The organism is Leptospira ainazelensis (assembly GCF_016918785.1).
Taxonomy (GTDB): Bacteria; Spirochaetota; Leptospiria; order Leptospirales; family Leptospiraceae; genus Leptospira; species Leptospira ainazelensis.
This window is the reverse complement of sequence record NZ_JAFFPT010000004.1, coordinates 71,898-95,483: the sequence shown is the minus strand read 5'-3', so window position 1 is coordinate 95,483 and position 23,586 is coordinate 71,898. Positions and strand designations below refer to the sequence as shown.

Annotated in this window: 20 protein-coding genes; 10 read left to right on the top strand and 10 right to left on the bottom strand. The window is 42.6% G+C overall.

The window, feature by feature from the left end; translation table 11 throughout:
• Positions 1–10: 10 nt before the first annotated feature.
• From JWG44_RS00910 to JWG44_RS00880, 7 genes are all read right to left on the bottom strand, one after another.
• Positions 11–442, bottom strand: coding sequence for an LIC_13387 family protein (locus tag JWG44_RS00910; protein ID WP_205273084.1), 432 nt, complete (start codon positions 440–442; stop codon positions 11–13).
• A 14-nt stretch (positions 443–456) separates the two neighbouring features.
• Positions 457–2,508: an AsmA family protein gene (locus tag JWG44_RS00905; protein ID WP_205273083.1), complete on the bottom strand. Its 2,052-nt coding sequence runs from the start codon at positions 2,506–2,508 to the stop codon at positions 457–459.
• Complete coding sequence (locus JWG44_RS00900) at positions 2,505–3,467, bottom strand: ABC transporter ATP-binding protein (RefSeq protein WP_205273082.1); 963 nt, start codon at positions 3,465–3,467, stop codon at positions 2,505–2,507. Before JWG44_RS00900 ends, JWG44_RS00905 begins: the two co-directional genes overlap by 4 nt.
• Before the next feature lie 9 nt (positions 3,468–3,476).
• Positions 3,477–4,469 (bottom strand): ABC transporter ATP-binding protein, encoded by a 993-nt coding sequence (locus JWG44_RS00895; RefSeq protein ID WP_205273081.1) that lies wholly within the window; start codon positions 4,467–4,469, stop codon positions 3,477–3,479.
• Positions 4,466–5,509: an ABC transporter permease gene (locus JWG44_RS00890; RefSeq protein ID WP_205273080.1), complete on the bottom strand. Its 1,044-nt coding sequence runs from the start codon at positions 5,507–5,509 to the stop codon at positions 4,466–4,468. Before JWG44_RS00890 ends, JWG44_RS00895 begins: the two co-directional genes overlap by 4 nt.
• Entirely contained in the window at positions 5,506–6,516 is a 1,011-nt protein-coding gene (locus JWG44_RS00885; protein ID WP_205273079.1) for an ABC transporter permease subunit, read from the bottom strand. Before JWG44_RS00885 ends, JWG44_RS00890 begins: the two co-directional genes overlap by 4 nt.
• Positions 6,517–6,632: 116 nt before the next feature.
• On the bottom strand, positions 6,633–7,742 hold the full coding sequence (locus JWG44_RS00880) for a lipocalin-like domain-containing protein (protein WP_232371412.1): 1,110 nt from the start codon (positions 7,740–7,742) through the stop codon (positions 6,633–6,635).
• Position 7,743: 1 nt separating this feature from the next.
• Between JWG44_RS00880 and JWG44_RS00875 the strand changes: the two genes are divergently transcribed.
• Entirely contained in the window at positions 7,744–9,648 is a 1,905-nt protein-coding gene (locus tag JWG44_RS00875; protein ID WP_205273121.1) for a hypothetical protein, read from the top strand.
• Between the two features lie 527 nt (positions 9,649–10,175).
• Here the strand turns inward: JWG44_RS00875 and JWG44_RS00870 are convergent.
• Positions 10,176–11,087, bottom strand: coding sequence for a CPBP family glutamic-type intramembrane protease (locus tag JWG44_RS00870; RefSeq protein WP_205273078.1), 912 nt, complete (start codon positions 11,085–11,087; stop codon positions 10,176–10,178).
• A 781-nt stretch (positions 11,088–11,868) separates the two neighbouring features.
• On the opposite strand from JWG44_RS00870, the gene JWG44_RS00865 reads away from it, so the two are divergent.
• Genes JWG44_RS00865 through JWG44_RS00840 form a run of 6 tightly spaced genes read left to right on the top strand, consistent with a single transcriptional unit; the run spans position 11,869 to position 17,897 of the window.
• Positions 11,869–12,606 carry a phosphoadenylyl-sulfate reductase gene (locus tag JWG44_RS00865; RefSeq protein ID WP_205273077.1) on the top strand — a complete coding sequence of 246 codons (738 nt, stop codon included), beginning with the start codon at positions 11,869–11,871 and terminating at the stop codon, positions 12,604–12,606.
• Positions 12,607–12,614: 8 nt separating this feature from the next.
• On the top strand, positions 12,615–13,520 hold the full coding sequence (cysD, locus tag JWG44_RS00860; protein WP_205273076.1) for a sulfate adenylyltransferase subunit CysD: 906 nt from the start codon (positions 12,615–12,617) through the stop codon (positions 13,518–13,520).
• Complete coding sequence (locus JWG44_RS00855) at positions 13,520–14,770, top strand: sulfate adenylyltransferase subunit 1 (RefSeq protein WP_205273075.1); 1,251 nt, start codon at positions 13,520–13,522, stop codon at positions 14,768–14,770. Before cysD ends, JWG44_RS00855 begins: the two co-directional genes overlap by 1 nt.
• A gap of 4 nt (positions 14,771–14,774) precedes the next feature.
• Entirely contained in the window at positions 14,775–15,578 is an 804-nt protein-coding gene (cobA, locus tag JWG44_RS00850; protein ID WP_205273074.1) for a uroporphyrinogen-III C-methyltransferase, read from the top strand.
• Entirely contained in the window at positions 15,568–16,170 is a 603-nt protein-coding gene (locus tag JWG44_RS00845) for a precorrin-2 dehydrogenase/sirohydrochlorin ferrochelatase family protein (protein ID WP_205273073.1), read from the top strand. The genes cobA and JWG44_RS00845 overlap by 11 nt, the downstream gene beginning before the upstream one ends.
• Positions 16,171–16,211: 41 nt before the next feature.
• Positions 16,212–17,897 (top strand): NADPH-dependent assimilatory sulfite reductase hemoprotein subunit, encoded by a 1,686-nt coding sequence (locus JWG44_RS00840; RefSeq protein ID WP_205273072.1) that lies wholly within the window; start codon positions 16,212–16,214, stop codon positions 17,895–17,897.
• Between the two features lie 5 nt (positions 17,898–17,902).
• On the opposite strand, the gene JWG44_RS00835 is transcribed toward JWG44_RS00840, so the two are convergent.
• The gene (locus JWG44_RS00835; protein WP_205273071.1) at positions 17,903–18,985 is read right to left on the bottom strand and encodes an SMP-30/gluconolactonase/LRE family protein; all 1,083 of its coding nucleotides are present in this window, start codon (positions 18,983–18,985) and stop codon (positions 17,903–17,905) included.
• Entirely contained in the window at positions 18,978–19,898 is a 921-nt protein-coding gene (locus tag JWG44_RS00830; protein WP_205273070.1) for a LysM peptidoglycan-binding domain-containing M23 family metallopeptidase, read from the bottom strand. The genes JWG44_RS00835 and JWG44_RS00830 overlap by 8 nt, the downstream gene beginning before the upstream one ends.
• 62 nt (positions 19,899–19,960) lie before the next feature.
• Here JWG44_RS00830 and JWG44_RS00825 point away from each other — a divergent pair, with 62 nt between their 5' ends.
• The 3 genes from JWG44_RS00825 (at position 19,961) to JWG44_RS00815 (ending at position 23,586) form a co-directional block, all read left to right on the top strand.
• Positions 19,961–20,872 (top strand): CPBP family intramembrane glutamic endopeptidase, encoded by a 912-nt coding sequence (locus tag JWG44_RS00825; RefSeq protein WP_205273069.1) that lies wholly within the window; start codon positions 19,961–19,963, stop codon positions 20,870–20,872.
• Positions 20,869–21,642, top strand: a complete 774-nt coding sequence (locus JWG44_RS00820) for a hypothetical protein (RefSeq protein WP_332460760.1) — start codon at positions 20,869–20,871, stop codon at positions 21,640–21,642. Before JWG44_RS00825 ends, JWG44_RS00820 begins: the two co-directional genes overlap by 4 nt.
• 69 nt (positions 21,643–21,711) lie before the next feature.
• Positions 21,712–23,586: a chloride channel protein gene (locus tag JWG44_RS00815; RefSeq protein WP_205273068.1), complete on the top strand. Its 1,875-nt coding sequence runs from the start codon at positions 21,712–21,714 to the stop codon at positions 23,584–23,586.

Here is a 23,586-nt window from a genome sequence, read left to right as displayed (position 1 = left end):
AAACGATCGGTCAATCGTAAGATTCTTTTCTTAAGAGAAAGATGCAGGCTAAAATGCATAAGGCTCCTAAACAGGAGACAATAGTGGGGGCCGGAAAAAAATAAATAAAACCCGTGATCGAAAAGCAAAATACGCAGAAAAAAACCGGAATCAAAAGTTTAAAAACCACCTTTGGATTCGTACTAACAAGATTGGATAAAAACCAAAGCAAAACCGCTAAACAAAATAGAGTGATGCTCAGGTTTAAACTCATACCGGAATAGAATTGATCGTATGTTTTATCCACACCTTCCATCGGAATTTTAGTCATTTGCATCGAGGTGATCGTATGGACCGCTCGAATATCCGCCGTATTGTATCGAGTAAAATGACCGAAAGAATGACCTAAGGTAAAGATTAACATCAGGATGGAAGCGATTCGAATCAAAATTTTAGGTATCATTAGATTTCCTTAATTTATTTGTTTTTCTTTTCTTCTTTCGAAGAAAAGAGTCCTTTAAATCCTTCCCATGCGTCTCTTACGTATTCCGAAACGACGGAGCCGGCGATTCCTCCTCCATACGGACCTCCAAGAGGCGTGAAAAACGGGGCGAGGATCGTACTTCCCGCAAATACCGAACCCAACCAAATCGGATCTACATAAGGAATCGATTGTTTAAATACACCTTTATAGATAATCGGAATTTTTAATGCCCTTCCGACGATGTTCCCACCCAATCGTAAATTGATTAATACGTCCACGTTCTTTTCAAAGCTGACATTTCCCTTTCCATCGGCTTCGAGACCGGCGCCCTGTAATTTCAGATTCTGAAAATAGAATCGATTGTTCTCGATTTTAAAGTCCGATTTTAAAGAAGAGAATTCTACCTTACGTCCGTCGATCCCGCTGAAGGACATGATCTTTCCGAGCGTATTTAGAACCGGAACCATGAAGTTTGCATACCCCAAAAGTTCTCCGTTGAGAACCTGAAAATTTCCGGACCCTTCCATATTTCGAAAAAAATCCGCCGAGAAATCGGAGGTATAAGGTCCGACCTCGGTTACAAAATTAAATTTGCTGAATAAATTTCCGTTGATGATTCTTTCGCTTACGTACGGCATTAAAATCCTATCCAAAAGTACGCGGTAGGCCTCTCCTTGTATCTCAAACTTGGATTGAAACGGATTTACTTTAGCTTTTCCTAATATTTCTCCGTTGTATATATATGCGTGAAAGCTGGAAACGACGACCCAAGGATAGTTATATTTTACGTCAGCTTTCAAAGCGGGAAATCTATGTTTTAACGCGTAGACGTTCCTGAGATCGGCCGTAAAATAAAAGACTCCATCCGGTCTTTTAGGATCGTTAAACGCGGTCGTAAGTTCGAAAAGTTTTGCTAAACGGAATACACTTTGATAATCGAGGTAGTTGGTCGTGATCTGAAAAGAGGCGTTTGTTTTTTGATTCCATAGGACTGAACCTTTGGCCGTCCCTTCCGCGACTCCGGGCCAGGTCATTGATATATAAGGAAATTCTAATTTCTTATTCGGAATGTCTAATTTTAAACCGAGGTTTACTTTAATATCGCCGAACGGATTTCCTCCTTTGTAAGCGAAGTTTTTTGCCTGTGCGGTGATGTTAAAATTGATAGTTTCATAGACGGATTTTTTGATCTGGACGGTTCCATTAAAAACGGTTTTTGAAAAATCAGCTTTCGGAAAAATAAAAAATAAATCCCGAAAAATGGACAGGGAACAATTATCAAAGATGATCGTAGTCTGGAATTGTAGTTTTTCCAAAGTGGTCGGAAATTCATCCAAGTCGGCGCTTCCGTAAATTTGAAAACTTTGCCCGTCTAGTTTTCCAACCAGGCTTAGATCGAAGGTATTTCCGTAAAAAGAAACTTCGAAAGAAGACTTCCAAAGATAAATCCCGTAATTTCGGGTATGAGTATCGTTTTGGTAGTTGATATAGAAATTTTCGATGTGAACATTTTTAAGTCCGATCTTGAGTATTTCTTTCGGATTGATGGGCGCGGAATTTCCAGTCGACATCGGATCGAAGATCCGAATCGAATTTACTTTCTGGGAATCATCCGTTTCTTTTTTTCCATTCTGCAAATACTCGATCAGGTCAATCGAGCCTTCTTTCGATTTATGGAGGTTAATACTTCCTCCGGAGATATAGATATCTCGAATTTCAACTTTTTGTCCTAATAAACCGAACCAGGAGATATCAATTTTAATCTGGTCGCTGATACCTACTATCACATCGCCCTTTCTGACGAGAACCGAATTCAATTCGATACCGGGGAATGGAAACAGAGTTAGGTCCGATTGATCGACTTGGATTTCTAAACCCGTTGATTTTTCAATTTCAGTAAGAATAAAATCCTTATAAAAATCCTGACGGGAAAGAATCGGAAGAATCGTAAAAAGCGCGAGAAGCAGAATTTGAAAAAGAAGAATCGCGAGAAACTTGATTCGATTATTATAAAGGAAATGTTTAAGGCGCTGAAAGAATTTCATTTTCCCCGGTCCAAAGGAAAGTGGCACAGCACCTTTTGATCTGTTTCTTTATTTTTCCAACTCGGGAATTCGGATTTACAGATTTCTTGGGCGATCGGGCAACGAGTGTGAAAATGACAACCGGGAGGTTTGTTTACAGTACTCGGGATTTCTCCTTTGAGAGGTGTTCTTACTTTTTTACGGTCATATACGTCGAAAGTGGACTGGAAGAGCGCTTTTGTATATGGATGCGCCGGAGATAAGATGATATCCTTGGTTTTGCCGATCTCTACGATTTTTCCCAGATACATAACAGCGATCCGATCCGAAATAGATTTTACCACACCCAGATCGTGAGAGATAAACAAATATGATAATCCGAACTCGTTTTTTAATTCGACAAGGAGTTTTAGAACTTGAGTTCCCGTGGAAACATCCAGCGCGGAAACGGATTCGTCGCAGATGAGAAATTTCGGTTTTAGAATCAGCGCCCTTGCGATCGCGATTCTTTGCCTTTGTCCTCCGGAGAATTCATGAGGAAAACGAGTGAGGATGTCCGAAGACAAATTGACTCGTTCTAAGATTTCTTTGATTTTATTCTCCTCTTCTTCCTCCGTAAGTTTTTCGTGGATCTCCAATCCTTCTTTCAAAATTTCCGAAATCGTCATTCTAGGATTTAGGGAAGAATACGGATCTTGAAAGATGATCTGAATATTTTTTCTAAAAGGAAAAAATTCCGATGAGGAGAGCGAGGTGATTTCCTCATCCTCAAAATAGATTTTTCCGGATTCGGGTTGTAAGAGTTTAACGAGACCTCTTCCTAAGGTGGATTTTCCACAACCGGATTCTCCCACAAGACCTAAGATCTCATTTTTTTCGATCTCTAAGTTGATTGCGTCGACGGCCGCGATTCGATTCTTCTTAAAACCGAATCCCGACTTGGAGTAAAAGCTGATTGTTAGATCTTGGATACGAATCATAGGATGTTCTTAATTTGAATCCTGCTTTTTGGAAAGAAAACAAGCGGATTGATGCGATTCTCCCTTCGCTATTGAAAACAATTCAGGTTTGTTTTCTTTGCATAGATGAAATACCGATCCGCATCGCGTGGAATAATGACAACCGTGAGGGTATTGATCCGGCGATGGAACGATTCCTTGGATCGGAAGAAGATCATGGACCGATTTTGCGAGAGACGGTATAGACCGAAGTAAGTCGATCGTATAAGGATGATTTGGCGAATCGATCACCGAATCCGTATCTCCGACTTCCGCGATTCTTCCCGCATACATGACGGCGATTCTGTGAGCTATGGTTCCGACAAGTCCAAAGTCGTGAGAAATAAAGAGAATGGACATTTGATTCTGCTTTTGTAAATTCAAAAGTAATTCTACTAATTGCGCTTGGATGGTTACGTCGATCGCACTCGTGGGTTCGTCCGCGACGAGAAGGGAGGGATCGCACATGAGAGCCATCGCGATGCTGATCCTCTGCAAAATTCCACCGCTCATCTGATTCGGATAAGAATAAAGTCTTTGTTTGATATCGGTGATCCCCACCGAGGAAAGAAGATGTTCAGCTTTTTCGATGGCCTCTTTTCGATTGGATGAAATGTGCATTAGATAAGCTTCGATCATCTGATCTTCGATCTTCATCAACGGATTCAATGCCGCGAACGGTTCTTGAAAGACGTAAGAAATTTCCTTTCCTCGGACCTTTCTCAATTCTTCCGATGAAAGTTTTAGAAGGTCTTTTCCCTGGTATAAAATTTCTCCGGACTTCACTCTGGAAATATTGGAGGGAATGAGTCTTGTAAGCGCAAGTGCGGTCAGAGATTTCCCACAACCCGATTCTCCGATCAAGGAAAGAATTTCTCCCTGTTTTACATCGAATGTCAAATTTTGAAGAACCGGGAGCCATCGATTTTCGGAGAAAAGATCGAGCGAAAAATTCTTCACTTGTAAGAGAACCGAAGAGCTCATTCGTAGACCGCCCTTTCCCTTGAATCAAAGGAATCGCGCAAACCCTCTCCGATAAAGGAAGTCAGAAGAATCGTCAGAAAAAGAGCCGTCGATGGAAACGTGATCAACCACCAGGCGCTCAATCGTTCTCTTCCTTGTCCGATCATTTCTCCCCAGGAAGGATTTGGCGCCGGAATTCCATAACCCAAAAAGTCGAGAGCGCTCAGGATAGAAATGGATCCGATCAAAGTGAACGGTAAAAAGGTGACTAACGGGGTGATCGCGTTCGGAAGAATATGTCTTACCATGATTCGAAACGAACTCACGCCGAGAGCTTTCGCGGAATCCACATAAGTCAATTGTTTGAGTTTGTAAAATTCGCCGCGCATATAATAGGAAATTCCGATCCAACTCAAAGCGCCGTACGTGATGAGAAGGACGGTGAATCCTCTCCCGAAAAAAGCTCCTACGATGAGAATCAAATATAAGAACGGAATCGCCGAAAGGATTTCAATGATTCTTTGCATTAGAATATCCAGCTTTCCGCCGAAGTATCCTTGCATTCCACCGATCAAGGTTCCCATCGCCAGTTCTAAAAATACGAGAATGAGTCCGAAACTAAGAGCGTTGCGGTATGCGTAGAAAACTCTTGTGAAAACGTCTCTTCCCCGATCGTCGGTACCGAGCCAATGTCTTGCATTCGGCGAGGATGGCGGTGTCTCTCCTTCCTCCAAACTTTCCAAATTATCCTCGTTGTATCCGTATGGAACGGGAGCAAAAAGAATCCAGTTTGGTCCGGAATGAAAGTCCTCTCTGAGCGCGAGTTTTTTGTAGTTCGGAGGAGTTAGATTTTCCCCTCCGAACTGAGATTCGGGATAAAAAGAAAAAACGGGATAACTCCATTTTCCCTGATAACTTACGATCAGGGGCTGATTGGTTGCGATCAAAGGAGCAAACAAGGAAATCGCATAAGAAATCAATAATGTATTTAAGGCGTACCAGGCTCTTCGGTTTGCTCTAAACTTCGAAAATCTTTTTTTTAGAATCGGACTTAGGATCATTCGAATTGAATCCTCGGATCGATCAGGACATAGCAAAAATCGGAAAGAATGTTTCCGATCAGAGAAAGAAAACTCTGCACCAATAAAAGGCCCATCATCAGTTCCGTATCTCTTTCCGTAACGGCTTGAAAACTCATCAGTCCCATTCCGTCGATATTGAATACGAGTTCGATGATGATGGAACCCGCGAGTACAAGACTGAGATTGTTCCCGAAACCGGTTGCGATCGGGATCAAAGAATTTCGGAACGCGTGTTTAAAAATTGCGTCCTTAAAACTGAATCCTTTGGAAAGCGCAGTTCGAACGTATTCTTTTGAAATCTGATCCAGAAGGGAATTTTTCATCAAAAGAGTCAGCACGGCGAAAGAGCCGGAAACGTAACAGATCACCGGAAGAAACATGTGTTGGATTCTATCCTGGATCTTTTCCCAAGTTGAAAAAGATTCGTATTCGTCGGAGACTTCGTGTCCGAGCGGAAAAAGGGAAAGAAGTTCTCCCGAGGCGAACGTATAAAGAAGAAGAACTGCAAACGCAAAAGCCGGAATGGAATAGATGATTAAGATGATACCGCTCGTGGTTACATCGAACTTTTCTCCGTTCCGAAGCGCTTTAGAAATTCCCAAAGGAATACAAATCAGATACGAAAGTAAAAATCCGGAAAGACCGAACGTGAGCGATACCGGTAATTTTTCTAAAATCAGATCGGTGACTTGACGACTGTGAAGTCTCGATTCTCCCAAATTGAAAGTAAGAATTTCTTTGAGCCAATAGAGATAGGCGATTCCGACCGGTTTATCCAGATGAAGCCTTTTTTTTATGATGTCGATTTCTTCCTCTGAAATCGTTTTTGCGCTTCCGCCTTGGGCGTTTGCATAACCTCGAATTTTTGCAATCTCCGTTTCAAGCGGTCCGCCGGGCGCGAAATGAGAGATTAAAAAAACGATAAAGGTCATTCCCAATAACGTTGGAATGACGAGAAGAAATCGTTTTAGGAAATATTTTTTCATTTCATTTCCGTGTCCCGGATAAACAGTTTCGAGGAAACAGATCCCAAGACAAAGTCTTTTTCAAAAAAAGAAATTCAATTGTTGGTAATGGAAATCTTTGAATTTCCGTTTTTGTACTAATTTTGATTTCCTTTGAGTTCGAGATACCCGGTTCCTTTGACTTTTTTTCCGTTTCGAGTTCCTAAAATTTTCACCGCACCTTCCCAATAACTAAAACCGGTCGTCGGTCTTGAATCGAATTCCTGGTCCTCAAAAACGGGTTCGATTTTTAGATCGAGTAAGGCTTCTTTCTCGGAGGAACGAGTCGTCAAATTCCAAAAAAGCGGATACTCCTTTTGTGTTCCTGGACTTTTCCATTTTGAAGAATGGGGAGAAAAAGAAACTTCTCCTTCTTGATTCAAGCCGACTTTTTTTCCGGAGTTTAGTTTGACCGTCGCAAAGGATTCCGATTTTGAATTCGGCGATTCTCTAAAATTGAAAGCCATAATTTTTGTTCCGTCTTCGAGTTGAATGCAGATCCAATCCCAGGAATTGGATGGATCCGAAAGTTTTGAGTTTGGGGGAGAATCGAACGGACTACTCCATTCGTGATCCATCCAAGAATCTCCGCTTACGATTCGGATTTTTTTTTCTCCGATCGTAAGTTCTCCCGTCGTAAAAAGTCCGGGGATACTGTAATAATAAGAATAGAAATTCGGATTTTTTCGGCTTTTGATCGATTTGCCGTTGTCTCCGTGTAAAAGAAGATCGGAAATTTTCGAGTTCAATTTTAAATCCAGAGAAATGGAAGAATTTCCTCTGTCTTTTGCAATCAAACGGAAATCAGTTTTTCCGAGAATCCGCATCGTGTAATCCCCGCTAAAAATTTGCCCAACGTCGTAACCGGCCATTCCGCCTAACTTACGTTCTATGGTCTGCGTGATATGGTGTTTTTGATTTTCGAAATCGGAGATAGCGAAATGAACGGGAAAAACCTCTTGATTCTTCCCGAATATTCCTTTGAAAAAACTCAGCTCGTATCCGTATTCTTTTCCTTCAGCGGATTTTAAAACTCCGACGAAATAACACCATTCTACTTTGTATCGGGAATGAAAGGAATGATCTTTGGGAAACACAAAGGGACGATCGTCGGCGAGGAGTGGGGAAAAAAAGAAGAATAAAAGAAAGATTCCGATTCGACTTTTGACCGAGAGTGGGAAGAAGTTGTATGGATTCCTTTTCATCATGATGCGATTCTCCGAGATTCTTCGATTTCCAAAACTTCTAACCATTGGATTTTTTCTTCCACAGTGCGTCATTTTAGGAATCTATTTCCGGAAACTCTATTTTAAATTTCTTACCTTTTGTCCCAATCAAAACTTTTTGACCTGGGATCCGGATGCAAGGTTGGTCACTTCCATACGATTTGCCGAGGCCTTTCGCTCCTTCGATCTTTGGACCGTACTGAGATTGACTTTTGATTCTCCGACTTGGCCGGTGTTTCGAAATTTTCCGGAAGCCGCGCTTGTTTTCTTTTTCGGTCCCGGAGGAACTCCGGTTTCTTTGTTTACGTTTGCGGAATTGATTTTGATGTTTTTTATCGTTCCTTGGATTCTCTTTCGATTTGCTGAAAAACGATCTTGGATCGCGACTGCGTTTTTGTTTCCGTTTGTTTGGGGCGGTTTGTTGCAGAATCCCGGATGGATGCATTACACGTTTTCGGGAATGCTCGAGATCCAAGGAGGGTTGTTTTATCTTCCCGCGATCCTTGCCCTCTGGGAATTAGAAACATATTTTTCTTCGGAAGAAAACTCGAATGACAAAAAGGATCCGGAAACGAATCGAGAGAAAGCGCATAACGCGGATTCGTATTCTCCGTGGTTTTTATTTTTCAGCGCGAACGTTTTGTTTCATACAAAGTATCCTTACGGTTATATCTTTGTCTTTTTCGGGGTTTTGTATTTATCCTTTTTTAGATTTGCCGAAACAAAAGATCTTATTTTTCAAATTTTGAATTCGTATCGAAAAAATTTAAAAAATGCGATTCCAATCTTGATCGGTTTTCTTTTGATCCTTGTTTCCGTTCTTCTTTCCAAAGAAATTCTTCCCGGAAAAACGAAGGGACTTTTGCGTTATACGGGAGTTCTCATCCTTTGGATCAGCGTGAGTCATTCTCTTTGGAAAGAATTCTATCCTTCTTTCAAAAGGAAAAAAGGAGAATCGTCGCTTTTTAAAGAGTTTTCGCCGGTATGGAAATACTTTTGGACCTATTGTATTTTTCCGATTGGATGCTGGGTTTTACTCCATCCGGATCGATTTTCGAGTTCGAGCAGCACGATCGGTCACGTGCAAGGCGCCGGTTTATTGCCGGGACAAAGCGACGGTTCCGTTTTTTCCCTTACGTATTTTCAAGAGATCTTGGAGAATTCGTTTTACGCTCCTTACGGCGGTGCGCTTCTTTTATTCGGTTTGTTTTTGGGACTTTGTTTCGGAATTTTTAATTACAAAAAAGAAAAACGGATCGGCGCTTCTTTTTTTCTCATTCTTTCGATTTTGGTTTCGATTCTCGGTTTAACTTTGATGACTCCGAATCATCAACCCCGACATATCTATCACTTGTATCCCGCGATGTTCGTCTCGATCGGAATGTTCTGTTATGAAATGTTTTTTTCCGAAAAATTAAAATTCTTTTCAACCTTGATATATTCTGTTTTTTTAATGTTTACGACTGGTTATTCGATCTACAATCATTTCAACGTATGGGAAAGAACCAATCTTTGTTTTTCCGGAGTGGATCCGAGTCTGTTTTATACGGCGGCCGATGCGGAAGAGGTTTTTAAGAAGAATCTAAACAGGCCTTCCGTTTTTTGGAACCGACTTCCTCTGGAACACCACAATCGTCCGGATCTGACCCTTTCTTTTTATCGTGCGGGTTTTATCCATCGTCAAGATGTGAGAGAAAAACGCAAAAAGGAAGAATTCGACTGGGAGAAAAATCTTTTGGAAAAGCCGGATTGGTTTATCGCCGCGAAGTCCTGCGAAGAGATCGAAGGAAATCTTCGGCCTTCCGGCAGTGAACTCAAGTTTTCAAAAGAGGTGGAACAATTTCCGATTCGCGGGGCTTGTATCGTAAAAGTGAATGGAATCCGATGACTTTTAAGAATCTTATCAGGACATTTGAAAGTTGGCGCTTGTCCCAAAACCCTGAAAGAAATCGTTTACAAAAACTCGATAAGTTGTAGTAAAAATGCGGGAGTTCTCACGGATTATTCCCCGAACCGCTTATGAACTTTCTAAAGGATTTACCGAAGTTCAATTTTGATTGGAGTTCCTACAGTTTTAGTTTTTGAACGAATTCTTGGATGTTACTTGAATCAATACCGATTCGAAACGAATGAACAGTTTTTTTCTTTAGAACCGACTTCCTTTTTTCTCAAAATGGATAGGAATCTGTTTTAGAAAAATTTCGATATAAAGTCGAGTCTATCTTTTTTACGAGTTTCGCTCGCGACAGGGATCGAAATGGAAATCCTGCAATGCGCTATCGTTTATCGTAAGTTCTAATTTTTCGAAATCGTTTGGATGGCGCTTTGCAGATTGGAATGAAGAGCCCGGTCCTGCGCCAAATCGTTGTTCCGCTTCTTCTTTATAAATGAATCGCGCAGGAGTCGCCCGAAAATTTAAAGAAGTTTTTCCCAAACATAAATGCCGGTAAAAAATTCCATTCCCGCGGCAAGTGCGATGTGCGCGTAAAGTCCGCCCCGAATCGAATGGGTTCGAATGCTCAAAGCTCCCATCAACAATCCTCCGAAAAAGGAACTCAAAATTTCACCGTTCGGTTTTTGAAAGTGCACCAGACCGTAAATGAGCGCACTCATCCCGACCGCGTGATATCTTCCCGCTCCGGAAAGATATCGTATGAGAAATTTCCTAAAAAAGAATTCCGTAAAGAAAAAAGTCGCAAGATAGACGATTTCAAAAATGAAAGTCGTGATCCAAGTCGCGTGATAGAAGAATTGTTCCGAACTCAAAGGGGCTCTCGGATAAAATTCCTTAAATCCGGGTATAAAAGATCCGATCGCTGAAAGCGCAATTCCAAGAAGCAAGATCGGATAATAGGAAACGTTTTTCTTTTTTTCAAAGGGAATCGGATTCGTTCCGTTTCTATAAAAATCATAAAACAAGGGTAGTAAAAGCAGAGGAAACAATTGAACCATTTGTTTGAGAACCTTCCAAGACCAAAACATATATTCTCTCGGTAAATGGATGAGAATCTTTTCAAACGGAAGATTCAAAAGTTCGAGACCGATCAGACAGATCCAAAAGGTAAGAAGAAAACCGACGGCTCCTTTTTTTTGTAAAAGGCTTCTTCTTTTTTGCGAAAGATTCCAATAGAAAAAGAAGATTAGAATTCCGTAAACTACCACTGCGCTGATCGCCTTTGTAGGAAAGTGTTTTGAGGTGAGAAGGGGAAATCCGAATTCTTCATTCAGAAAGAGGATGAGAAAGGCCGAGCCGTAAAGTCCAAAAAGAAGAAGGTAGATCTTCGGTTTTTTTCGAAAAAAACCTCTTAGGATCGAAATTATTTCCATTTGGAACTGATTGGAGTTTGTCGAATCAAATTTTCCAATACTTTCTTTAGGAGTTCCTACAAATGGGCAGATGTCTTTTTCGTTGCAAAGGAACCTCACTTTGTGATAGGGAGAAATTTCGGAATTTTTCCCACGAGCCACCACCTCCAAACCCAATCCGCATAACCTAACCCAAAAGTGGATTGAATCTCAAGAAGAATCTGTCGGAACTCCGACGTTCCTCCGTGAAAGTCGCGCGCCCCGCCCTATTTTTGCATATCCTTACCCACAAAGTGGACTGAATCTTAAGAAAAAACTGTCGTAACAACGACAGTCCTCCGTAAAACAAAAGCCCCGCCCTGTTTTTGGGTGGCGGGGCGGGTGGTGGAAAACTCGGACGACTTTGCTCTATCAGAAAATCATTATTTTGCAAGGAATATTCTCTCTCAGAGCTTTTGTAGGAACTCCTACAAAAAATTTTGATTGGGATCGCCTGATTCAAAATCGCTTTTCCAACTTGTGGGTAAGGATATGAACCCAATCAGAGTGGCGCGCGCTATTTGACGGGAGAAATCGGAGTTCCGACAAAATTCCTATTTTTGTTTCCGAAATTTCCAGTAAGACTGAGAAAATGTCTCTTTCAAAGACTCGATATCAAATATAGTTTACAAAAAATCCAATATATAGGACTTTGGTAAATAAATAGCTCCACTTTCTCTTAAATCTGGACTATTTCTTGGATAAATAATAAAATCAAGCTGGATGCCTAAGCCTCCAATTCGAGACTTTGATTATCACGAACATGAAACCGCAAGAGTTGGAACAAAAACTTGCGCCTTTGAATCTGGAAGACGCATTAGAATGGATCAGCAATGAGTACGGTGATTCCGCAGCCTTCTCTACGAGTTTAGGCCTTGAGGATCAGGTAATTACTCACGTAATCTTTTCCCGAAACTTAAAAATCCGAGTTTTTACTTTGGACACGGGACGCCTTTTTAACGAAACCTACGATCTTCACAAACTTACAAACGCGAGTTACGGCAAAAAGATCGAAACCTTTTTTCCCGATACGGCGGCCGTTCAAAATCTGATCAATACAAAAGGCCCGGATAGCTTTTACGACTCCGTTGAAAACAGAAAAGAATGTTGTTATATTCGGAAAGTCGAACCGCTCAATCGCGCTCTGAAAGAAACAAAACTCTGGATCACCGGAATTCGTTCCGAACAATCGGACTCCAGAGGATCTCTCACAAAAGTGGAATTGGATTCTTCCCGTAATATTCTAAAATATCACCCGATCCTCGATTGGAGTTTGGAAAAAACTCAAGACTTTATCGCGACTTATCGTATTCCCGTAAACGTTCTCCATAGCAAAGGTTTTCCTTCGATCGGCTGCGCGCCTTGTACACGCGCGGTTGCGCCCGGAGAAGATATTCGCTCCGGAAGATGGTGGTGGGAAGAAGACAATCAAGAATGCGGACTTCACGTTGTGGACGGTAAGTTAGTCCGTCAGAAATCCGGTCCTAAAAGAGCAATATGAATTCAACTATGAACAGATCCAGACTTACACATCTCGAACAACTCGAAGCGGAATCGATTTATATTCTTCGAGAGACCGCTTCCCAATTTGAAAGACCCGCTCTTTTGTTTTCCGGCGGAAAAGATTCCATCACGTTAGTCCACCTTGCCCTCAAGGCCTTTCGTCCGGGAAAATTTCCCTTCCCCTTGGTGCATATCGATACCGGCCATAATTTTCAAGAAGCCCTCGACTTCAGGGACGAACTCGCAAACAAGATCGGCGAGAAGCTGATCGTTCGTTATGTTCAAGACTCCATCGATCAAGGAAAAGCCGTAGAAGAAAAGGGTAAATTCCCAAGCCGCAACGGAATTCAAACGGTTACACTTCTCGACACGATCGCGGAATTCAAATTCGACGCTTGTATCGGCGGCGCTCGGAGAGACGAGGAAAAAGCCAGAGCCAAAGAACGAGTTTTTTCAGTTCGAGACGAGTTCGGTCAGTGGGATCCGAAACTCCAAAGACCCGAACTCTGGAATATCTACAACGGCAAAATCAGTCCCGGTGAAAACGTTCGTGTTTTTCCCATTTCCAATTGGACCGAGCTGGACGTTTGGGAATACATTCGTAAGGAAAAAATCGATCTTCCTTCTTTATACTTTTCTCATACTCGTCAGATCATTTATCGCGAGAATCTTCTCTTCCCCGTTTCCAAGTTTATCACGATCGACTCGAACGATCGCGTGGAAGACAAAGTCGTTCGTTTTCGCACGGTAGGCGATATGACTTGCACTGCCGCGGTGGATTCTCAAGCGGATAATATCGACGATATCATCCTCGAGATTCAGGCGACTCGAACCACGGAACGCGGTTCCAGACTGGACGACAAACGTTCCGAGGCCGCCATGGAAGACAGAAAAAGAGGAGGATACTTCTGATGGATTTATTACGTTTTATTACCGCAGGAAGCGTGGACGACGGTAAGTCCACTTTGATAGGAAGACTTCTTTACGACAGCAAGTCCATCTTTGAGGACCAACTCGAAGCGATCGAGAAGACGGGAAGAGGAAACAACGGTCAGATCAACCTGGCTCTCCTTACGGACGGACTCAAAGCCGAAAGAGAACAGGGTATTACGATCGACGTCGCTTATAAATATTTTTCCACTCCGAAGAGAAAGTTCATCATCGCAGACGCGCCCGGTCACGTTCAATATACGAGAAATATGGTCACGGGCGCTTCCAATTCTAATCTTGCGATCATTTTGATCGACGCGAGAAAGGGCGTGATCGAACAGACCTATCGCCATTCTTATATCGCTTCTATGTTGAGAATTCCCCATCTCGTCGTTTGTATCAACAAGATGGATCTTGTGGAATTTTCTCAGGCAAGATACGAAGAAATCAAAGCTGAATATCTCGATTTCGCGGCTCGTTTAGATATTAAAGATATTGAATTTATTCCGATCAGCGCGCTCAACGGAGACAACGTTGTCGATAAGTCCGAAAATCTTTCCTGGTATGAAGGTAGAACCCTTCTTTCTCATCTCGAAGAAGTTTATATAGAGAGCGATGAGAATTTCGAAGACGCGCGTTTTCCAGTGCAATACGTCATTCGTCCTCTTTCCGACGAACACCACGATTACAGAGGTTACGCGGGACAAGTACGCAGCGGAATCTTTAAAAAAGGCGATGCGATCACCGTTCTACCGAGCGGTTTTACAAGCACGATCGAAGCCATCGATACTTACGCTGGAGAAGTCGACGAAGCGTTTCCTCCGATGTCAGTTACGATTCGTCTCAAAGACGAGATCGACATTTCTCGAGGCGATATGATCGTAAAATCGGACAATCTTCCTGTCGTTTCTCAAGACATCGAAGCCAATATCTGTTGGATGGATTCTAAATCACTTTTGGCTGGGAATAAATACCTTCTTCGCCAAACGACGAACGCGGTAAAGGCGATCGTGAAAGAAATCGAGTTCAAAGTTGCTCCGGATACTCACGAAAAACAGGACGCCGATAAAGGTCTCACGTTAAACGAAATAGGTAAGATTAAAATTAGAACCGCGAAGCCGATGAGTTTTGACGAATACAGAATCAATCGTACGACGGGAAGTTTTATTCTTGTGGATGAAGGGACCAATTCCACTGTCGGCGCGGGTATGATCACCGGGGTCGGAGCATAAGTTCATGACGACCTCCGATTCCAATTCCGATCTGCAAAAGCCGGGAAAGGTTTTTCTCGTGGGAGGCGGTCCCGGAAATCCGGAAGACCTCACTCTTCGAGCGTATCGGATTCTTACAAAGGCCGAAGTCATTTTGTATGACGCGCTTCTGGATCCTTCTTTTCTCGAAATTTTTCCGAAGGATGCGCTTGTTCACTACGTTGGAAAACGTTCGGGCGCTCATTCGGCCACTCAAGAAGAGATCAATCAGCTTCTTCTTTCTTACGCACTTTCCGGAAAAAATGTGGTTCGTCTCAAAGGCGGAGATCCATTCGTTTTCGGCAGAGGCGGCGAAGAATTAATTACATTAATTAATCATAATATAGAATACGAAATCGTCCCCGGCGTGAGTTCTCTCAACGCGGGTTCTTCATTCGCCGGATTTCCGTTAACACATAGAGGGCTCTCTCGTCAGGTTTTGATCATGGACGGACATACCGTTCTCAATGAAGAAACGGATTGGGAATGGTTTGCAAAATTTAAGGGAACGATCGCTCTTTTTATGGGAACAACTTCGCTTCCTAAAATTGCAAAGTTACTCTTGGATCACGGAAGTTCCGAAGAACTCCCCGTCGCGCTCGTGGAAAACGCGTCTTTGCAAAATTGTAAGATTCAAACTTGTACTCTCGGTGAAGCGGCCGATTCTTATTTGGAAAAAAGGACAAAGGGGCCCGGCATCGTTTACATCGGAAAGGTGGTTCAGTTTTTACAAAAAAAAGAATCCGCGGCATTCTTTTCGCAAATTTCGGAGGAAAAGAATGAGTCGTAAATATCCCGCGTTTCTTAATTTAGAAAATAAGAATATACTTTTGGTCGGCGGCGGCAAGGTCGCCCTTGAAAAACTTCCTCATCTCATCGATTGTAGAGCGAAGATCACCGTAATCACTCTCGAAGCCTGTAGAGAAGTCGTTGCGATCTTGGATCAACATCCCGAGATCAAGATCGAATATAGATCCGTGGATTTTTCCGATCTCCAAGGCCGTGCGCTTGTTTTCTCCGCAACGAACGATTCAGAGCTGAATCGTAGACTTTGCGAATACGCGCATTCTTGGAAGATTTGGATCAACTGTGCGGACGATCCTTCCAATTGCGATTTTTACTCCGCAGCGGTTTTGGATCGCGGGCCCTTGAGAATTGCGATTTCCACAGAAGGAAATTTTGCCGGTTTGTCGGGCGTGGTCAAGTCCGCTTTGGACGAACTCATCCCGAACGATCACGAGGAAGATTTTCAAGAGTTGATCGAATTTAGAAAGGAACTTAAATCGATCCTGCCCGACGTGGATCGAAGAAAAAGAGTTTTAAAGAATCTTTTACAAACTCTCAAAGAAGAATATTTCAGCTCTTCCGCGAATCAAAAATAATAGAACGAAATCATAAACCCGAAAAAGGAAAAATCTAAATCATGTCAGAAACAAAAGAACTATCCCCGGTTGAAGAAATTAAACTGAACTCGAATAATCTGAGAGGAAAAATCGCCGAGGGTATCGATCAGAACATCGATTCTTATGAAGAAGATGAAAAACAATTACTGAAGTTTCACGGACTCTATCAACAAAAAGACAGAGATCGTAAAAAAGACGAAAACGGAAACGATATCGAAGTTCCTACAAGCTTTATGATTCGCGGAAGAATTCCCGGCGGAAGATTGACGGCGGAACAGTATTTGGTCTGGGACGCGCTTGGAGACAAATTCGGCGGAGGAGCGATTCGTCTAACGACGAGACAATCGGTTCAACTTCATACTCTGAGAATTTTTCATCTCCGCGACGTGATGCAAGAGATCAACAAGATCAATCTTTCCAGTATGGGAGCTTGCGGGGACGTCGTCAGAAACGTAACTCAGGCGGTTAACCCGCACGGAAAAAAAAGTCTTCAACTTTTGGACGGAGTCGCTCAGCTTTTATCCGATCATTTTAAATTTAAGACAAACGCTTACGCAGAAGTATGGTTAGGCGATAAACAGATCAATAAAGACGAAGAAGATCCGATCTACGGAAAGACCTACCTTCCTCGAAAATTCAAAATCGCGGTTACGCTCGCGGGAAACAACACCGTCGATATTTACGCGAACGACATGGGATTCGCGGCGACTTTGAACGCCGACGGAAGTAAGATCGAAGGTTATTTTGTTTTTGCCGGCGGCGGTTTCGGAATGACTCATAACAAACCGGAAACTTTCGCTCGTGCTGCGAGCCTTTTGGGATGGATTCCTGAAAACGCGTTAGTCGCCGTTGCTGAGGCGATCGTCACTGCACATAGAGATTTCGGAGATCGAACCAATCGTAAACACGCCCGTTTAAAATACGTTCTCGCGGACAAAGGTGTGGAATGGTTTAGAGGTGAAGTCGAATCCCGTTCTAAAATTCAGTTTGATCAAAACAAAACACTTCCTGCATGGGAAACTCCTTCCTATTTGGGATGGACGGAAAGAGAAGACGGAACTCTTTCTCTCGGTTTTCATACGCTCGCAGGAAGAATCAAAGACTTTCCCGGGAAACCTCTGAAATCCGCTCTGAAAGAAATTATCGGAAACTATAAACTCGGCGTTCAAATTACCGCGGATCAAGACTTGATTTTGATCGGAGTTCAAAAAGCAGATCAAACGAAGATCGAAAAAAGATTAGAAGAATTAAATGTAAGTCCGAAAAGTCCGCATCCTCTTTTCGATCGAGCTCTTGCTTGTCCTGCGCTTCCGACTTGCAGTCTTGCGCTTACGGAATCGGAGAGAACCTTTCCAGAGCTGTTAAACGGAATTCAAAAAGTTTTGGAAAAACACGGACTGAGCGATCGTGCTCCCGTCGTCAGAATGACCGGATGTCCGAACGGCTGTGCCAGACCTTATTCCGCTGAAGTCGGAATCGTTGGTCAACAAGCCGGTGGAAAGTATTCCTTATTTTTCGGAGCCGACTCTGAAGGAACCAAAGTGGGAGAATACGTCGCAAAGAAGGTGCCTTTTTCCGATATCCCGGCTCAACTCGAAAAGGCTTTTATTCTTTGGAAAGAGGAAGGAACTCCCGGCGAAAAATTCGGCGATTTCGTAAACCGCTTCCCTCTTGAAAGATTTAGAGAAGTTTTAGGATCGATGTAAGAATATTAGAAAAAACGAATTTCTTCGACGACGGGTTTCATCTTTGCGATTTTTCCCTGAGTCGAAGAAACCAAATAAATATTTCCTGCGTGATTTAGAACCGCAGTGATTCCGTGAATCGAAGTTCCGGAAAAATCCTGATAGTTTGCGGTAATGTCTCCGAATTCATTCATCGCGATCACAAACCCCCTCGGCGAATTTCTCGCATAAAAAATTCTCGGAAGTCCCGCCAAAAGATTTTTGATCTCGGGGTATTCTTGCGTTTTATCTAAAATTTCATTTCGATAATACGGAACCCCGATCCAAAACGATCCGGCGTTACTCGATATCAGACCGGGAATTCCCGGCATGTTTGTAAGGAAGAATTTTTCGATTCCCCGCTTGGGTCCGAAAAGCGGAACCGATGAGACCCTGTGACGAAAAGGTTCGGTAACTAAGAGAAAACTCTCATTCGCGGACAAGGCGATTCCGGTCGGGTAGTACAATTCTTCATTCAATATTTCTAATGAGATTAGATTCTTATCCGCCGTAAGAATCATCCCGTTCGGAAGCGAGGCCAATTCCTCCAAAAAAGAGTCTTTGAAAGAATGGGCTTTGCTGGAAACGGTGAAGTAGATTCTCCCGTCTCGGGCAACTTCGATCGCATGAGGAAAACGTAAAGGACTTCCATCCGGGAGTTTTGAGATAAGAATTTTTTGGGATCCGTCCTTAGAAATGGAAACGATTCCCACTTCTTCCACGCAGAGTAAAAGATTTCCTTGGCGATCGAAACTCATTCCTAAAGGTCTTCCATCTAACGTCGCAAAAACTTCCACCTTTTCGTTTGTCCGAATTCGGATTATTTTTTTGTCTTTAGTGCCGGTATAAATAAAACCCGAACTATCCACTGCGATTCCGTAAGGCTGTTCTAAAACGTCCTTATGAATCCACTCCGCTTCCAGAAGATGGTTGTTCTTTTCCGTATCAAAAGGAGAATCGGGAAGATAACTTTCCGTGGAGATCTTTCCGGGGCGAAAGAATAAAATGCCTAGGAAAGTAAGGGAGGTTAGAATTAAGACGAATAGGAATAGAGTGATTTTTTTAAGCATGATCTCTGAAAACGGGTCTTTGTCTTTGGTTGAATCTTCTCACTTCAAAGTGCAGATGATTTCCGGTAGCTCTTCCCGTTTGACCTACTTCCCCGATCTTTTGACCCTTTCGGACTTTTTCTCCCGGACGTACTGTGATGGAACTCAAATGACCGTATAACGTTTCATAGCCGAGTCGATGATTCAAAACGATTAAATTGCCGTAACCGCCTTTTTTATCGGAGAATGAAACTTCTCCGTCCGCCGAAGCGAAAACGGGAGTGCCTTCGTCCGCGGCGATGTCCATTCCTCCGTGAAAGGTTTCCTTTCTTGTAAACGGGTCTTTTCTTTTTCCAAATCTGGAAGATATAATTCCCTCGTCTCCGAGCGGGCGGAAAAAAGCCATTCCGTAAAAAAAAGACCTCTCTTCTTTCGGAAGTCCTTTTCCGGGAATAAACCACATTCCTTTACTTTCATCGTAATTCACAAACTTCTCGGCGAGGTTGTATTTTTTTGAAAGTTTTCTCTGAACCGACGCGGAGTTTTCCTTTTCATCCAAATCGTAGATTCCTCGCATATTCGGAATCGTCAGTTCCATGCCGGGATAAATGTCATACGGTGAAGAAAGGCTATTTACCGAAGAAAGCGTGTCTATATCCATTCCTGTTCGCGCCATGATCTTGAAGAAATTATCTTCTTTCTTCACGACATATCGATAGAATTCAAGAGACGTCAGTTCCGATCTTTCTAAATTGGAAACCGAGATTCTAAGATTGTTCTTCACGTCCTCTCGAAGGCGTTTGATGGACTGGTTATTATAGTCAAGATTTCGAAGAAGCTCCGATTTTTGACGGGAGTGAATCGGATTCTCGAAAAAAATAACCGCGAGGATCACGGTTATCATTCCGATTGGATACTTGAGAGATCGTATCATGGTCTTATACTTGTAGAATCGGCTGATTCTAAAAAAACAATGACGCAAAAAAAGAGACAGAAATGCTTGTAACCGAGACTCCCGATCCAATGGAATCCTTAGAAACTACCGGTAACCCGAAAAATAAACCGTTTGAACCGGTATTTATCGCATTTCAGCAGCTTCTTGTTTTAATCCTCGGGACTTACGTGCTCCTTCCGTTGATCGCCACTTCGATCGTACTCACGGTGTTGATTTCCAAAGAATTACCAAGTGATTTCCCTTATTTGGACGCGGAGACGCGGGCAGAGATTTATAAGGAAACCACTGAGAAATTTCAAAAGGAAATTCAGACTGATACTAAACAGATCTATCAACGTTATATCGAAGTGATGGTAAAGGAAAAACCTTGGCTTCTGATTGTGGACAGATTGATCTGGGCCTTATGTTTTATACTTCCTGCATATTTTATTTTAGTTCGTTTTTTCAAAGCGGAATACTCCAACCTGGGCGATCCGTTTACTCTAAAGACGATGTTTACAGGCGCCGGACTCGGAGCTTTAGTTTTTCTTTTTGTCATAGTATTCGGATTCTTTCTTACCAAAATTTTTGGGAAACAAACACCGAATGAATTTCAAGAAGTTCTTTTCCGAGAGATGAAAGGGAACCGGTCCTTGTTGCTCTGGTCCTTATACAGCGTGGGATTGATTACGGGAATTGTGGAGGAAATTTTCTTTAGAGGATTTTGCCTCAAACAATTTCAGGCGAAAGGTTTGGAGATGCCTGGTTTATTATTTACCTCCGTCGTATTCGGGCTGGTCCATTATAGCGGGCAATCTTCGATTAGCGTTCCTATCTTACTGAGTTTCGTCGGAATGTTCTTCGGACTTTTTTATCTAAGAACCGGAAATATCTGGTACTCGATCTCCGCACACGTTAGTTATAATTCCATCATGTTATTGATCGCCTTTATCAAAGGGGGAGATATTCAGTGAATCGTTTTTATTTTCTTTCTATCTTATTCTTTTTTGCCGCGATTCCTACGTTCGCTTCCGAAGTCATCGAGATCGAAGGAAAGATCGAGGACAATAATATGAGAGTTTTTACGGCTTTGAGTAAATTTGCGGAAGGTTCCGTTAAACTCAGTAAAAAGACAAAAGGTTTTAAATACCATTATACAAATCCATGGTATTCAAGATATGCGTTTAACGTTTATTTGGGAGAATTTGCGAAGCGCGATAACGTAAGTATCATGCGAATCGAAGCGCCTAAGGCCGGAATGGAAAAAGCGTTTCGAAATTATTTTCAGGAAGAATTACAAAGAAAGGATGCCAACGGAATCGGCTCTGTAACGGGAGCGTCTCCAGCGGGTGAAGAGCGTTTCGAAAAATTGGAAAAAAAATCTCATCTCATCTCCCAGGGATTAAATTTGGTTTCACCCGCATTTTCAGTAATGTATAACGCTCGTAAGTCGCCCGTTTATACTTCGGGGGACGCGTTTTCCAGGTCTTCCTTTTATCTACTTACCGATCTACTGATAGGCGGACTCGCTTACTATTTCGTAATGAGCAATAACGATAAAAAGAGCGCTGTCGACAATCTTCTCAACAAACCCGGCCCGAGCGGAAATATCTTCGATGCAAAATACAGCGGAATTTTTATCGCCGCAGTTGCCATTCCTCGATTGTATCGTGCGACGGGTGCGATGGAAGATACCACGACTCACAATCGTCTGTTCGAATTGTCTTATTCTTTTAAATATTGAAGTTAGAGAATTTCTTTTTCAAAGGGTCGGTCTTCGTATTAACGGGGCCGATCGTATTCGGCAACGAAAATGAAAAAAGCAAAACAACCCTTATTTAGAATCAGTGGAAGAAGATCTTTATACTTTTATTGTATCCTTACCGGAATTGTATCCGGATTGGGGGCATATCTTTTTTCAAGAATTCTCGCCGTATCCGAATATTTATTCTTGGACCGCGCGGCCGGTTTAGCTCTCCCACACGCCTCCGGAGAATTTCTTATCGAACCGAAAGACACAGTGAACTGGGGAATTCCTTTTTCAGATGAATACCGTCCATGGTTAGTTTTTTTGTTACCCATCTTCGGCGGACTATTGACCGGTTGGATTGTGAATCGTTTTTCACCGGAATCCGGCGGAACCGGGTCGGATGCAATGATCGATTCCTTTCACAATCAAGAAGGAAAGATGAATCCGGTCGTGTCGCTTATCAAATCTGTGGCCACGGTTTTTACCCTTGCAAGCGGTGGAAGTGGAGGAAAGGAAGGTCCCATCTCTCAAATCGGAGCTGGATTTGGATCCTTACTTGCAACACTTTTGAAAGCGGGGGCGAGAGCAAGGCGTACGTTACTCCTAGCGGGAACTGCCGGCGGTTTAGGCGCTATCTTTCACGCTCCCTTAGGAGGAGCTCTGACATCGGTGGAGATGATTTACAGAGAGGATATTGAAAGTGATTCTTTGATTCCTTGTATCATTTCTTCCGTCTCTGCGTATTTGGTTTACTCGAGCCTCAACGGTTTTAGAACCGTCTATCGAGTCGCCGATAACGAATTCTTTCGTTATACCGATCTTATTTTTTATTTAGGATTGGGCGTTCTTTGTTTTTTATGCGGCGATATCTTTATAAGAATTTTTAGAAAGGTTCAAACGTTTTCCGGCGCTCTCAAAATTTCCCCTATCATCAAACCGGCATTAGGCGGTCTTTTTGTGGGAACCGTTGGATTATTTTTACCGGAAACTATCGGAACCGGTGCGGGGATTCTACAAGTAGCCTTGGACGGAAAGGACCCGATCGGAACTCAAGGCTTGTTTTCTTCCGTTTATCAAGGAACCGGTCTTTGGCTCGTCGTCTTGTTTTTTATATTAGCGGGAATGAAAATTCTTACAACTTCGTTTACGATAGGCACCGGAGGTTCGGCCGGAATGTTCGGACCTTCCCTTTTTATCGGCGGTATGTTAGGAGGAGGAGTGGGAACGCTTGCGAAAGTTCTAATGTATCCCGATCTTTCCGTGACTTCTTTTATTTTGGTTGGAATGGGCGCTTTCTACGCGGGAGTCGCAAGCGCGCCGATCGCGGGTATGATCATGATCTGCGAGATGATAGGAAGTTATACCCTTCTCCCTCCATTGATGGTCGTATCGATTTTGACTTTTGTATTAAGTCATAAATTGAGTTTATACAAGGCACAAAAGGAAACTCGATTTCAATCGCCCGCACATTTTTGGGATATGAACCGAGACTTCCTGGAAGAGATTCAGGTAAAAACGTGGAAGAATCGTCTGAGGACTCTGGCAGTGACAAGAGATCATTTTCTGCTTTCCGAGTTGGAAGAGGAAGCTCTAAAAATCCAAGCGAGCGATTACGTTGTTTTAGATAAAGAAGATCGATATTTAGGAATTCTTTCCCTTCGAAAAGTAAGGCACACTCTGGAATCGAGGAATGTCGCGGGAAATCTTATTACCGTCGGAGATGTAACGGATTCATCGGCCCCCTTTGGAAACCCCGAAGATTCTCTGGCAAGTCTTCTGAGGCTTTTGATAGATCAGGATTTGGATAAAATTGCGATTATAGATCAGGAGCATTTTATAGGATATTTACGTTTTGCGGATCTTATGAAGATATATTTCGAAAATACATTCCCTAAAAGCTCAAAATCAGTGAAATCCTCTTCTGAAAAAGGAACATAA